5 protein-coding genes, 5 rRNA genes, 1 pseudogene and 1 riboswitch are annotated in these 14,217 nt (G+C 43.9%); of the genes and pseudogenes, 2 read left to right on the top strand and 9 right to left on the bottom strand.

All coding sequences use genetic code 11. The features are described from left to right. Positions 1 to 42: 42 nt before the first annotated feature. From purB to purE, 3 genes are read right to left on the bottom strand one after another with little or no spacing between them, the layout of a single operon-like run. The gene (gene purB, locus MKX37_RS01710) at positions 43 to 1,350 is read right to left on the bottom strand and encodes an adenylosuccinate lyase (protein WP_002124866.1); all 1,308 of its coding nucleotides are present in this window, start codon (positions 1,348 to 1,350) and stop codon (positions 43 to 45) included. After that, the gene (gene purK / locus MKX37_RS01705) at positions 1,347 to 2,498 is read right to left on the bottom strand and encodes a 5-(carboxyamino)imidazole ribonucleotide synthase (RefSeq protein ID WP_002140188.1); all 1,152 of its coding nucleotides are present in this window, start codon (positions 2,496 to 2,498) and stop codon (positions 1,347 to 1,349) included. The genes purB and purK overlap by 4 nt, the downstream gene beginning before the upstream one ends. Continuing rightward, positions 2,495 to 2,980 carry a 5-(carboxyamino)imidazole ribonucleotide mutase gene (gene purE, locus MKX37_RS01700; RefSeq protein WP_002010008.1) on the bottom strand — a complete coding sequence of 162 codons (486 nt, stop codon included), beginning with the start codon at positions 2,978 to 2,980 and terminating at the stop codon, positions 2,495 to 2,497. Before purE ends, purK begins: the two co-directional genes overlap by 4 nt. 110 nt (positions 2,981 to 3,090) lie before the next feature. Next, positions 3,091 to 3,192, bottom strand: a riboswitch (purine riboswitch). Between the two features lie 282 nt (positions 3,193 to 3,474). Between purE and MKX37_RS01695 the strand changes: the two are divergent. Next, positions 3,475 to 3,743, top strand: a pseudogene (locus MKX37_RS01695) (hypothetical protein). 43 nt (positions 3,744 to 3,786) lie between these two features. Here the strand turns inward: MKX37_RS01695 and rrf (MKX37_RS01690) are convergent. From rrf (MKX37_RS01690) to MKX37_RS01680, 3 genes are all read right to left on the bottom strand, one after another. Further along, positions 3,787 to 3,902: ribosomal RNA gene (gene rrf, locus MKX37_RS01690) — 5S ribosomal RNA — on the bottom strand. Positions 3,903 to 3,951: 49 nt separating this feature from the next. After that, positions 3,952 to 6,873, bottom strand: a 23S ribosomal RNA gene (locus tag MKX37_RS01685). A 146-nt stretch (positions 6,874 to 7,019) separates the two neighbouring features. Continuing rightward, positions 7,020 to 8,571: ribosomal RNA gene (locus MKX37_RS01680) — 16S ribosomal RNA — on the bottom strand. Together the 16S, 23S and 5S rRNA genes form the textbook arrangement of a ribosomal RNA operon. A 318-nt stretch (positions 8,572 to 8,889) precedes the next feature. On the opposite strand from MKX37_RS01680, the gene MKX37_RS01675 reads away from it, so the two are divergent. Further along, positions 8,890 to 9,681 carry a sulfotransferase family 2 domain-containing protein gene (locus MKX37_RS01675; RefSeq protein WP_002139383.1) on the top strand — a complete coding sequence of 264 codons (792 nt, stop codon included), beginning with the start codon at positions 8,890 to 8,892 and terminating at the stop codon, positions 9,679 to 9,681. A 93-nt stretch (positions 9,682 to 9,774) separates the two neighbouring features. On the opposite strand, the gene MKX37_RS01670 is transcribed toward MKX37_RS01675, so the two are convergent. The 3 genes from MKX37_RS01670 to MKX37_RS01660 form a co-directional block, all read right to left on the bottom strand. Further along, positions 9,775 to 10,695, bottom strand: a complete 921-nt coding sequence (locus MKX37_RS01670; protein WP_078422575.1) for a DMT family transporter — start codon at positions 10,693 to 10,695, stop codon at positions 9,775 to 9,777. Between the two features lie 360 nt (positions 10,696 to 11,055). Further along, positions 11,056 to 11,171 (bottom strand): 5S ribosomal RNA (gene rrf / locus MKX37_RS01665). A gap of 49 nt (positions 11,172 to 11,220) precedes the next feature. Continuing rightward, positions 11,221 to 14,142, bottom strand: a 23S ribosomal RNA gene (locus MKX37_RS01660). Positions 14,143 to 14,217 lie beyond the last annotated feature (75 nt).

The raw sequence follows: 14,217 nt of genomic DNA, 5'->3' as shown, positions 1-14,217 counted from the left end.
AAGAATGGCACAGAATGACTCTATTCTGTGCCATATGAAATTTTACGCTTCGTTTAATCCAAGGCGTTCAAAGATTGTATCAACGTGTTGCATATGATGTTCATAATTGAAACATTCGTTAATTTCTTCTTGCGTTAACTTACTTGTAATACGCTCGTCAGATTCTACAAGCTCTTTAAATTGTACTTGTGTTTCCCAAGCTTCCATTGCTTTAGGCTGTACGATATCATAAGCTTCTTCACGTACCAGACCTTTGTCAATTAGTGTAAGCATTACGCGTTGAGAGTAAATTAAGCCGTATGTTCTTGTCATATTGCGTTTCATATTCTCTGGGAATACAGTTAAGTTTTTAACGATATTACCAAAGCGATTTAACATGTAATTTAACGCGATTGTAGCATCTGGTAAAATTACGCGTTCTGCAGAAGAGTGAGAGATATCACGCTCATGCCATAACGGAACATTCTCGTAAGCTGTCATCATATAACCGCGGATAACACGAGCTAAACCAGTCATATTTTCAGATCCAATTGGATTACGTTTATGCGGCATTGCAGAAGAACCTTTTTGACCTTTTGCGAAAGCCTCTTCAACTTCACGTGTTTCACTCTTTTGTAAACCACGAATCTCAACTGCCATCTTTTCAACAGATGTTGCGATTAGTGCAAGTGTTGACATGTAATGTGCATGACGATCACGTTGCAATGTTTGTGTTGAAATTGGTGCTGCTTCTAATCCTAAGTTTTCACAAACATACTTTTCTACGAATGGATCAATATTTGCATATGTACCAACCGCACCAGATAACTTACCAACGCGAACTGTATCAGCAGCTTGTTTGAAACGCTCTACGTTACGTTTCATTTCTTCATACCAAAGACCAAGTTTTAAACCAAATGTTGTTGGCTCTGCATGTACACCGTGTGTTCTTCCCATCATAATCGTGTATTTATGCTCTTTCGCTTTATTAGCTAAAATGCTAACAAAGTTTTCTAAGTCTTTTAACAAGATTTCATTTGCTTGTTTTAAGATATAAGATAACGCTGTATCTACTACGTCTGTAGATGTTAAACCGTAATGAACCCATTTACGTTCCTCGCCTAATGTTGGTGTTTCTGATACAGCACGAGTGAAAGCAACTACGTCATGACGTGTTTCTTTTTCAATTTCATAAATACGATCAATATCAAATGTTGCATGTTCACGAATTTTTTTCACATCTTCTTTTGGAATATCGCCAAGCTCAGCCCATGCTTCACACGCTAAAATCTCAACTTCTAACCACGCTTTAAATTTGTTCTCTTCCGTCCAAATCGCACCCATTTCAGGGCGTGTATAACGATTAATCATCTTTTTCCCTCCAACAGTTGTTCTTGATGGTCCCAAATATGCAAACTCTTCGCTTTTTCTAGAGCGACTTCAATATTATCATTTAAAATATTAACATGCCCCATTTTTCGCTGCGCTTTTGCTTCTTCTTTTCCATACAAGTGTAAATAGCACCCGGTTAGTCTATTCACTTGTCCTAGGACCCCTTCTATATGTTCGCCTAAAATGTTTACCATGACAACTGGTTTTAACAAATTTGTTTCTCCAAGAGGTAAATTACAGATTGCTCGAATATGTTGACCAAATTGACTCGTTTCACATGCATCCTGTGTATAGTGTCCTGAATTGTGAGGTCTTGGTGCTAATTCATTAATGTAAATCTCACCGTCAGCTGTAGCAAACATCTCTACCGCTAGTGTTCCCACAAGTTCTAGTTCATCCGCAAGTACCTTTGCGTAAGCAATTGCTTTTTGAGAAAGTTCTTCTGTAATGCGGGCTGGAACGATAGATTCATGCAAAATATTATTTACATGAATATTTTCCGCTACCGGAAATACTTTAGTTTCACCACTTACACTACGAATTACAATAACTGATACTTCTTTTTCAAAAGGCACCCATTTTTCTAGAATGCACTCTGCTTTATTAGTAAGTTCTTTTGCTCTCACAACATCAGCTTCACTCTTTAAAACCACTTGCCCTTTACCATCGTATCCACCTGTCGTTGTTTTTAAGACAGAAGGGAAAGATAACTCTTTAATTGCTTCTGTAAGTTGATCTTGATTTTGAACCAATCTATACGATGCTACTGGTAACCCAGCTTTTTCAATTGCATTCTTTTCTGTAAAACGATTTTGCGTTTTATTTAACAACTGACTACCTTGTGGTAAGTAAGCATGTTTTTCAAGCCATTGTAAACATCTATAATCAATATTCTCAAATTCATATGTGACAACGTCGCTTATCTCTGCTAAATGCTGAATTGCTTTTAAATCGTCATATGGTGCAACGACTTCAACATCAGCAACTTGTGCACATGGTGAATGCTTTGTAGGATCTAAAACAGCAATTTTATAACCCATTTCCTTAGCTGCCAACGCCATCATTCTTCCAAGCTGGCCGCCTCCAATAATGCCGATTGTTTTTCCAGGTAAAATGATTCTCGTCATACTAGCTCACTACCTTCACGCACAGTTTTCTCAATAGCTTCTCGTCTCAACTCTAATGCATCATGTATATCATCATGAAATGATCCAAGTATTTGTGCAGCAAGTAATCCAGCATTCGTTGAACCAGCCTTACCAATTGCAACAGTTGCAACTGGAACCCCTCCTGGCATTTGGACAATGGATAATAACGAATCTAGGCCGTTTAACGCCTTTGATTGAACTGGAACACCAATTACAGGAAGATTTGTCTTCGCTGCAACCATTCCTGGTAAATGCGCTGCTCCACCGGCTCCAGCAATAATAACTTTTAATCCACGTTCACGAGCTGTTTCTGCATATTCAAACATATAATCCGGAGTCCGATGAGCGGATACAACTTTTTTCTCATACGGTATATTTAATTCATCTAAAATGTCACAAGCATATTTCATTGTTTCCCAGTCTGACGTGCTTCCCATTATGACTCCAACTAGTGATTTCATATTAGAATCCCCCCGATTCAAATAAAAAAAGCCTGAAATAGAACAGTTTCTCTTTTACTATGAGAGAAAGTGCTCTACTCAGGCATACGTATCCCTTGTGAATAGAAAAATACCGAGTGACTTTCCCTCATAGTCTAACGAATAACGGTCGTTAGGTAGAGACTTGCAGGCCATATCCCCGCGATTATATGAGGTCTTATATATTATTGTTTCTATGGCTATATTAACAATATTTCATAAACAATGTCAATAAATAATCGAATGTTTTTTTATTAGTCATCGATAACGTTCGTGTTTTAGTTATATTCAAAAGAAGAATTGCAACTATATGCAAGAAGGAAAGGGAATTAGAATATATATTTCTAGAGATCTATTTTATGTATAACTATTTATATAATACTTCAGTATGTTTTAATCAATATATATACTCTCTTGTGTTCTATACATCGATAGAACCTATATTATAACGATTTAATTTCAAAGGAGGAATAACCGTGAAAAAAATAACTGTGCTATTATCCTATTTATTTTTCTCTATCGCAGTAATTGCTGTAATTATTGAATGCTTATTTATATCATCCCATTTTTTCTACTCTCATTATTATGATAGAAATAATCTTTCCTATTCTTAGGGATTATTTTAGGAGCATTCGAAAAATCCGGAGCACAAAAAATCATTACCATTATTTTAAACTGCCTCTATTTCATTCTTTTTTCGTCTTTAGGGTTATTAAATTTATGGATTTTAACCTTCGTTAAATAAAAATAAACACAAAAAAACCTAAGTCGAAACGACTTAGGTTTTTGCTTGGCGACGTCCTACTCTCACAGGGACAAGGTCCCAACTACCATCGGCGCTAGAGAGCTTAACTTCCGTGTTCGGTATGGGAACGGGTGTGACCTCTCTGCCATCATCACCAAACTGATGAAGGTATATTCCTTCAAAACTAGATAACATTGCTTCATATTATATGGTTAAGTCCTCGATCTATTAGTATTCGTCAGCTCCACATGTCACCATGCTTCCACCTCGAACCTATCAACCTGATCATCTTTCAGGGATCTTACTAGCTTACGCTATGGGAAATCTCATCTTGAGGGGGGCTTCATGCTTAGATGCTTTCAGCACTTATCCCTTCCGCACATAGCTACCCAGCTATGCCCTTGGCAGAACAACTGGTACACCAGCGGTGCGTCCATCCCGGTCCTCTCGTACTAAGGACAGCTCCTCTCAAATTTCCTGCGCCCACGACGGATAGGGACCGAACTGTCTCACGACGTTCTGAACCCAGCTCGCGTACCGCTTTAATGGGCGAACAGCCCAACCCTTGGGACCGACTACAGCCCCAGGATGCGATGAGCCGACATCGAGGTGCCAAACCTCCCCGTCGATGTGGACTCTTGGGGGAGATAAGCCTGTTATCCCCGGGGTAGCTTTTATCCGTTGAGCGATGGCCCTTCCATGCGGAACCACCGGATCACTAAGCCCGACTTTCGTCCCTGCTCGACTTGTAGGTCTCGCAGTCAAGCTCCCTTATGCCTTTGCACTCTACGAATGATTTCCAACCATTCTGAGGGAACCTTTGGGCGCCTCCGTTACACTTTAGGAGGCGACCGCCCCAGTCAAACTGCCCACCTGACACTGTCTCCCGGGTCGATAAGACCCGTAGGTTAGAATTTCAATACAGTCAGGGCGGTATCCCACCAGCGCCTCCACCGAAGCTAGCGCTCCGGTTTCAATGGCTCCCGCCTATCCTGTACAAACTGTACCAAAATTCAATATCAGGCTACAGTAAAGCTCCACGGGGTCTTTCCGTCCTGTCGCGGGTAACCTGCATCTTCACAGGTACTATAATTTCACCGAGTCTCTGGTTGAGACAGTGCCCAAATCGTTACACCTTTCGTGCGGGTCGGAACTTACCCGACAAGGAATTTCGCTACCTTAGGACCGTTATAGTTACGGCCGCCGTTTACTGGGGCTTCAGTTCAGAGCTTCGCTTACGCTAACCCCTCTCCTTAACCTTCCAGCACCGGGCAGGTGTCAGCCCCTATACTTCGCCTTACGGCTTCGCAGAGACCTGTGTTTTTGCTAAACAGTCGCTTGGGCCTATTCACTGCGGCTTTCCGTTAAGAAAGCACCCCTTCTCCCGAAGTTACGGGGTCATTTTGCCGAGTTCCTTAACCAGAGTTCTCTCGCACACCTTAGGATTCTCTCCTCGCCTACCTGTGTCGGTTTGCGGTACAGGCACCTTTTATCTCGCTAGAAGCTTTTCTTGGCAGCGGGGAATCAAAGACTTCGCTCCATAAGGAGCTTCCCCATCACAGCTCAGCCTTCACGATAAGCGGATTTGCCTACTTATCAGCCTAACTGCTTGGACGTGCACAACCAATCGCACGCTTCTTCTATCCTTCTGCGTCCCTCCATTGCTCAAACGATAAAGAGGTGGTACAGGAATATCAACCTGTTGTCCATCGCCTACGCCTGTCGGCCTCGGCTTAGGTCCTGACTAACCCTGAGCGGACGAGCCTTCCTCAGGAAACCTTAGGCATTCGGTGGACGGGATTCTCACCCGTCTTTCGCTACTCATACCGGCATTCTCACTTCTAAGCGCTCCACCAGTCCTTCCGGTCTGACTTCACTGCACTTAGAACGCTCCCCTACCACTGATACCATTGGTATCAATTCGCAGCTTCGGTGGTGTATTTAGCCCCGGTACATTTTCGGCGCAGAGTCACTCGACTAGTGAGCTATTACGCACTCTTTAAATGGTGGCTGCTTCTGAGCCAACATCCTAGTTGTCTAAGCAACTCCACATCCTTTTCCACTTAATACACACTTTGGGACCTTAGCTGGCGATCTGGGCTGTTTCCCTCTTGACTACGGATCTTATCACTCGCAGTCTGACTCCTAAGGATAAGTCATTGGCATTCGGAGTTTGACTGAATTCGGTAATCCGATGAGGACCCCTAGTTCAATCAGTGCTCTACCTCCAAGACTCTTACACTTAAGGCTAGCCCTAAAGCTATTTCGGGGAGAACCAGCTATCTCCAGGTTCGATTGGAATTTCTCCGCTACCCACACCTCATCCCCGCACTTTTCAACGTGCGTGGGTTCGGGCCTCCATTCAGTGTTACCTGAACTTCACCCTGGACATGGGTAGATCACCTGGTTTCGGGTCTACGACCACGTACTAAACGCCCTATTCAGACTCGCTTTCGCTGCGGCTCCGCCTCTTCAGCTTAACCTTGCACGGGATCGTAACTCGCCGGTTCATTCTACAAAAGGCACGCCATCACCCATTAACGGGCTCTGACTATTTGTAGGCACACGGTTTCAGGATCTCTTTCACTCCCCTTCCGGGGTGCTTTTCACCTTTCCCTCACGGTACTGGTTCACTATCGATCACTAGGGAGTATTTAGCCTTGGGAGATGGTCCTCCCAGATTCCGACGGAATTTCACGTGTTCCGCCGTACTCAGGATACATTCAAGAGAGAACGAAGTTTCGACTACGGGGTTATTACCCTCTGTGACGGACCTTTCCAGGTCGCTTCGTCTACCTCGTTCCTTTGTAACTCCGTATAGAATGTCCTACAACCCCAAGAGGCAAGCCTCTTGGTTTGGGCTAGATTCCGTTTCGCTCGCCGCTACTCAGGAAATCGCATTTGCTTTCTCTTCCTCCAGGTACTTAGATGTTTCAGTTCCCTGGGTCTGTCTTCCATACCCTATGTATTCAGGTAAGGATACCATACCATTACGTATAGTGGGTTTCCCCATTCGGAAATCTTCGGATCAAAGCTTACTTACAGCTCCCCGAAGCATATCGGCGTTAGTCCCGTCCTTCATCGACTCCTAGTGTCAAGGCATCCACCGTGCGCCCTTTCTAACTTAACCAAACTAAAATTAAAAAAATATGAGCTACACTGTTATCTAGTTTTCAAAGAACATACATTTAAACTTGAGAGATAGTTCTCTCAAAACTGAACGAAACAAAACAAGTCAACGTTTATTGATGAACTGCGTTCATCAATTCTCCATAGAAAGGAGGTGATCCAGCCGCACCTTCCGATACGGCTACCTTGTTACGACTTCACCCCAATCATCTGTCCCACCTTAGGCGGCTGGCTCCATAAAGGTTACCCCACCGACTTCGGGTGTTACAAACTCTCGTGGTGTGACGGGCGGTGTGTACAAGGCCCGGGAACGTATTCACCGCGGCATGCTGATCCGCGATTACTAGCGATTCCAGCTTCATGTAGGCGAGTTGCAGCCTACAATCCGAACTGAGAACGGTTTTATGAGATTAGCTCCACCTCGCGGTCTTGCAGCTCTTTGTACCGTCCATTGTAGCACGTGTGTAGCCCAGGTCATAAGGGGCATGATGATTTGACGTCATCCCCACCTTCCTCCGGTTTGTCACCGGCAGTCACCTTAGAGTGCCCAACTTAATGATGGCAACTAAGATCAAGGGTTGCGCTCGTTGCGGGACTTAACCCAACATCTCACGACACGAGCTGACGACAACCATGCACCACCTGTCACTCTGCTCCCGAAGGAGAAGCTCTATCTCTAGAGTTTTCAGAGGATGTCAAGACCTGGTAAGGTTCTTCGCGTTGCTTCGAATTAAACCACATGCTCCACCGCTTGTGCGGGCCCCCGTCAATTCCTTTGAGTTTCAGCCTTGCGGCCGTACTCCCCAGGCGGAGTGCTTAATGCGTTAACTTCAGCACTAAAGGGCGGAAACCCTCTAACACTTAGCACTCATCGTTTACGGCGTGGACTACCAGGGTATCTAATCCTGTTTGCTCCCCACGCTTTCGCGCCTCAGTGTCAGTTACAGACCAGAAAGTCGCCTTCGCCACTGGTGTTCCTCCATATCTCTACGCATTTCACCGCTACACATGGAATTCCACTTTCCTCTTCTGCACTCAAGTCTCCCAGTTTCCAATGACCCTCCACGGTTGAGCCGTGGGCTTTCACATCAGACTTAAGAAACCACCTGCGCGCGCTTTACGCCCAATAATTCCGGATAACGCTTGCCACCTACGTATTACCGCGGCTGCTGGCACGTAGTTAGCCGTGGCTTTCTGGTTAGGTACCGTCAAGGTGCCAGCTTATTCAACTAGCACTTGTTCTTCCCTAACAACAGAGTTTTACGACCCGAAAGCCTTCATCACTCACGCGGCGTTGCTCCGTCAGACTTTCGTCCATTGCGGAAGATTCCCTACTGCTGCCTCCCGTAGGAGTCTGGGCCGTGTCTCAGTCCCAGTGTGGCCGATCACCCTCTCAGGTCGGCTACGCATCGTCGCCTTGGTGAGCCGTTACCTCACCAACTAGCTAATGCGACGCGGGTCCATCCATAAGTGACAGCCGAAGCCGCCTTTCAATTTCGAACTATGCAGTTCAAAATATTATCCGGTATTAGCCCCGGTTTCCCGGAGTTATCCCAGTCTTATGGGTAGGTTACCCACGTGTTACTCACCCGTCCGCCGCTAACTTCATAAGAGCAAGCTCTTAATCCATTCGCTCGACTTGCATGTATTAGGCACGCCGCCAGCGTTCATCCTGAGCCAGGATCAAACTCTCCAATAAAGTTAGTTTGTCTAGCATCTAAAAATAAAAATTGACGTTCACGTTGTTTGTTTCGTTCAGTTTTCAAAGAACTTGTCTGTCGCTCATTTGCGACTCCCTTATGTTAACATTTTCATATTTCAATGTCAACCAAGTTTTTTTATTTCTTTTGTCGCTTTCTGCGTTGTTGCTATCGGCGACTTGTCTTATATTACACCCCTATATAATAATAGTCAACATTTCTTTTTCATTTTCTACAAAAAAAATTCCACACACTCATACCTCATCTTTATTTTACATATGTATATATAATCAAGATACATGAAAGGAGTGCATCAATTGTTGGATCCTTCCTTATTACACATCATTAGTACTAATGCAAGAAGCCCACACTATCATAGAAACTTTCCTCTCATTCTATTTTGGAGTCAAAAAAGTGGTTGTACTTCCCTTGCTAAGTGGTTTTTTTACCAGATTGATTTATTACAAACAGCTTTAAACTATCACCCCTTCATCCATAATTTCGAATATGAAATATACAAAAGTACACCGGCCTATAATATACGGCTGAGTGTAGCACTACGAGATAAACAAAAGGAAACTTTCAAACTGGTTCGCAATCCGTTTAGAAGAGCAGTCAGTTCTTTCGTGTCCTTAATTGCACCTCCTTATGTAGAAAATGAAGAATGGAAACCCATTCGAAAGTTTTTATATCAAAATGAAAATTCTCCTAAAGGAATCTCATTCAAACAATTTTTATACTACCTATTTACTAAAGGTGCTCATGCAAATGATATTAACGCTCACTTTACACAACAATATATAGCAGGTGAAGAAGAGTATGTAACCAATTATATATACTTAGAAAATTTCGATCAGGAAATGAAAGAATTAGAAAAACGTTTCGAATTAAAACCTGCACCGATAAATGAGTTTTCAACATCATGGCATCATCAAACCCCTGCCATGATTTATAAAGGGAATTTCAGCGATGCCGATATTACTGATCCTTTATTCCCTCGTCACCCGACTTTTGAAAGCTTTTATGATGATGAATGTATACAGCTCGTCAAAACAATATTTCAAAAAGATTTCGATACATATAGATATAACAAAGAATATCCCTACTAATTTAAGTCCATTATCTTCGCTAAATATAAAAAGATACCTTATACATATATATGAGGTATCTTTTTAACATTTAAACTATATAAAACATACAATTTAACAGTCCCTACTATCCATTTTATTACCCTTTAATAGATTACGTAACTTTTGCTTATCCGCCCATCCTACTCCAATTAAAACTAGACTCCCTCCCATTATTATCTTCCATGTCAGAGATTCATTTAATAGGATAATTGAAGTAATGATACTTATTAACGGCAATCCATTTAAGTACAGTCCACTTATTGATGCTGAGACCGCCTCTAGCGCTTTATTCCAGAACCAATATGCTAAAATTGTTGCCCCAATAACAAGGTATACTACACTAAATCCAATCTTCCCTGTTTCGATTTTTGGGAAACCGTAGTAAAAAATTTCTATCATTGCAAATGGCAACACAATAGCTGCACCTATCATTAGTGTTACTGTAGTGAAAACTTTATTAGATAAACGTCGTTCTTGTTTTGGCCGTTTTAACAAAACTGTGTAGAACGCAAATAAAAAGGTACTTAATAAAATAAGTATATCTCCTATTAAAGACACCTCTTGATTAGTATCGCTAGATGGAATTGTAATAAAGAGCACTCCTATAGCGCCCAACATAATTCCGATCCAATAATCCATCTGAATTTTCTCTTTCAGAAAGAACGCTGAAAAAAGAATTGTAACTAATGGCAATGCAGCATCAATAATACTAACATGTAATCCACTTGTTAAAGAAATACCATAGGATGTGAACATAAAGTACCCAGCTACACCAGTAAAAGACAGTAAACTCATTCTTTTCCACGGAATATGTTTATGTATAACTACTTTTTGTAGTTCGTTAAATGAGAAAAGCATACAAATCCCACCCGCAAAGAAAAGACGAATAAATAACAAAGTAAACGGTTGAATGGATTCTAATGCCCATTTCGTTGGTGCAATGGCTGTTCCCCATAATATAACAGCCACTAATAACATGCATATTTCTTTCATAATCCCCCACACCCATCAAAAAATATATGTTAACTACCTTAATTATAGATTTTTTCTTAGGTAAAATCCTTTAAAACCACAAAAAGGTTATGCGAAAAATAGCCATCCAGCTCTTTTTTACATAACCTTTTCATATTAAATCAAAACATTATTGTTCATTCGACAACTAAATTAACATAAAAAGGCAATCCTTACCTTCAATTTATATTTAAACGTATTACTTTATCATCCGAATTTTATTTTATACCGTTTCTATTTCATTCTTTTTTTCATCTTCAGGGTTATTAAATTTATGGATTTTAACCTTCGGTAAATAAAAATAAACACAAAAAAACCTAAGTCGAAACGACTTAGGTTTTTGCTTGGCGACGTCCTACTCTCACAGGGACAAGGTCCCAACTACCATCGGCGCTAGAGAGCTTAACTTCCGTGTTCGGTATGGGAACGGGTGTGACCTCTCTGCCATCATCACCAAACTGATGAAGGTATATTCCTTCAAAACTAGATAACATTGCTTCATATTATATGGTTAAGTCCTCGATCTATTAGTATTCGTCAGCTCCACATGTCACCATGCTTCCACCTCGAACCTATCAACCTGATCATCTTTCAGGGATCTTACTAGCTTACGCTATGGGAAATCTCATCTTGAGGGGGGCTTCATGCTTAGATGCTTTCAGCACTTATCCCTTCCGCACATAGCTACCCAGCTATGCCCTTGGCAGAACAACTGGTACACCAGCGGTGCGTCCATCCCGGTCCTCTCGTACTAAGGACAGCTCCTCTCAAATTTCCTGCGCCCACGACGGATAGGGACCGAACTGTCTCACGACGTTCTGAACCCAGCTCGCGTACCGCTTTAATGGGCGAACAGCCCAACCCTTGGGACCGACTACAGCCCCAGGATGCGATGAGCCGACATCGAGGTGCCAAACCTCCCCGTCGATGTGGACTCTTGGGGGAGATAAGCCTGTTATCCCCGGGGTAGCTTTTATCCGTTGAGCGATGGCCCTTCCATGCGGAACCACCGGATCACTAAGCCCGACTTTCGTCCCTGCTCGACTTGTAGGTCTCGCAGTCAAGCTCCCTTATGCCTTTGCACTCTACGAATGATTTCCAACCATTCTGAGGGAACCTTTGGGCGCCTCCGTTACACTTTAGGAGGCGACCGCCCCAGTCAAACTGCCCACCTGACACTGTCTCCCGGGTCGATGAGACCCGTAGGTTAGAATTTCAATACAGTCAGGGCGGTATCCCACCAGCGCCTCCACCGAAGCTAGCGCTCCGGTTTCAATGGCTCCCGCCTATCCTGTACAAACTGTACCAAAATTCAATATCAGGCTACAGTAAAGCTCCACGGGGTCTTTCCGTCCTGTCGCGGGTAACCTGCATCTTCACAGGTACTATAATTTCACCGAGTCTCTGGTTGAGACAGTGCCCAAATCGTTACACCTTTCGTGCGGGTCGGAACTTACCCGACAAGGAATTTCGCTACCTTAGGACCGTTATAGTTACGGCCGCCGTTTACTGGGGCTTCAGTTCAGAGCTTCGCTTACGCTAACCCCTCTCCTTAACCTTCCAGCACCGGGCAGGTGTCAGCCCCTATACTTCGCCTTACGGCTTCGCAGAGACCTGTGTTTTTGCTAAACAGTCGCTTGGGCCTATTCACTGCGGCTTTCCGTTAAGAAAGCACCCCTTCTCCCGAAGTTACGGGGTCATTTTGCCGAGTTCCTTAACCAGAGTTCTCTCGCACACCTTAGGATTCTCTCCTCGCCTACCTGTGTCGGTTTGCGGTACAGGCACCTTTTATCTCGCTAGAAGCTTTTCTTGGCAGCGGGGAATCAAAGACTTCGCTCCATAAGGAGCTTCCCCATCACAGCTCAGCCTTCACGATAAGCGGATTTGCCTACTTATCAGCCTAACTGCTTGGACGTGCACAACCAATCGCACGCTTCTTCTATCCTTCTGCGTCCCTCCATTGCTCAAACGATAAAGAGGTGGTACAGGAATATCAACCTGTTGTCCATCGCCTACGCCTGTCGGCCTCGGCTTAGGTCCTGACTAACCCTGAGCGGACGAGCCTTCCTCAGGAAACCTTAGGCATTCGGTGGACGGGATTCTCACCCGTCTTTCGCTACTCATACCGGCATTCTCACTTCTAAGCGCTCCACCAGTCCTTCCGGTCTGACTTCACTGCACTTAGAACGCTCCCCTACCACTGATACCATTGGTATCAATTCGCAGCTTCGGTGGTGTATTTAGCCCCGGTACATTTTCGGCGCAGAGTCACTCGACTAGTGAGCTATTACGCACTCTTTAAATGGTGGCTGCTTCTGAGCCAACATCCTAGTTGTCTAAGCAACTCCACATCCTTTTCCACTTAATACACACTTTGGGACCTTAGCTGGCGATCTGGGCTGTTTCCCTCTTGACTACGGATCTTATCACTCGCAGTCTGACTCCTAAGGATAAGTCATTGGCATTCGGAGTTTGACTGAATTCGGTAATCCGATGAGGACCCCTAGTTCAATCAGTGCTCTACCTCCAAGACTCTTACACTTAAGGCTAGCCCTAAAGCTATTTCGGGGAGAACCAGCTATCTCCAGGTTCGATTGGAATTTCTCCGCTACCCACACCTCATCCCCGCACTTTTCAACGTGCGTGGGTTCGGGCCTCCATTCAGTGTTACCTGAACTTCACCCTGGACATGGGTAGATCACCTGGTTTCGGGTCTACGACCACGTACTAAACGCCCTATTCAGACTCGCTTTCGCTGCGGCTCCGCCTCTTCAGCTTAACCTTGCACGGGATCGTAACTCGCCGGTTCATTCTACAAAAGGCACGCCATCACCCATTAACGGGCTCTGACTATTTGTAGGCACACGGTTTCAGGATCTCTTTCACTCCCCTTCCGGGGTGCTTTTCACCTTTCCCTCACGGTACTGGTTCACTATCGATCACTAGGGAGTATTTAGCCTTGGGAGATGGTCCTCCCAGATTCCGACGGAATTTCACGTGTTCCGCCGTACTCAGGATACATTCAAGAGAGAACGAAGTTTCGACTACGGGGTTATTACCCTCTGTGACGGACCTTTCCAGGTCGCTTCGTCTACCTCGTTCCTTTGTAACTCCGTATAGAATGTCCTACAACCCCAAGAGGCAAGCCTCTTGGTTTGGGCTAGATTCCGTTTCGCTCGCCGCTACTCAGGAAATCGCATTTGCTTTCTCTTCCTCCAGGTACTTAGATGTTTCAGTTCCCTGGGTCTGTCTTCCATACCCTATGTATTCAGGTAAGGATACCATACCATTACGTATAGTGGGTTTCCCCATTCGGAAATCTTCGGATCAAAGCTTACTTACAGCTCCCCGAAGCATATCGGCGTTAGTCCCGTCCTTCATCGACTCCTAGTGTCAAGGCATCCACCGTGCGCCCTTTCTAACTTAACCAAACTAAAATTAAAAAAATATGAGCTACACTGTTATCTAGTTTTCAAAGAACATACATTTAAACTTGAGAGATAG

Source organism: Bacillus sp. FSL R5-0709, from assembly GCF_038004785.1.
Lineage (GTDB): Bacteria > Bacillota > Bacilli > Bacillales > Bacillaceae_G > Bacillus_A > Bacillus_A mycoides.
Note: the sequence above shows the minus strand (reverse complement) of the source record. Positions and strands in the feature narration are given on the sequence as shown.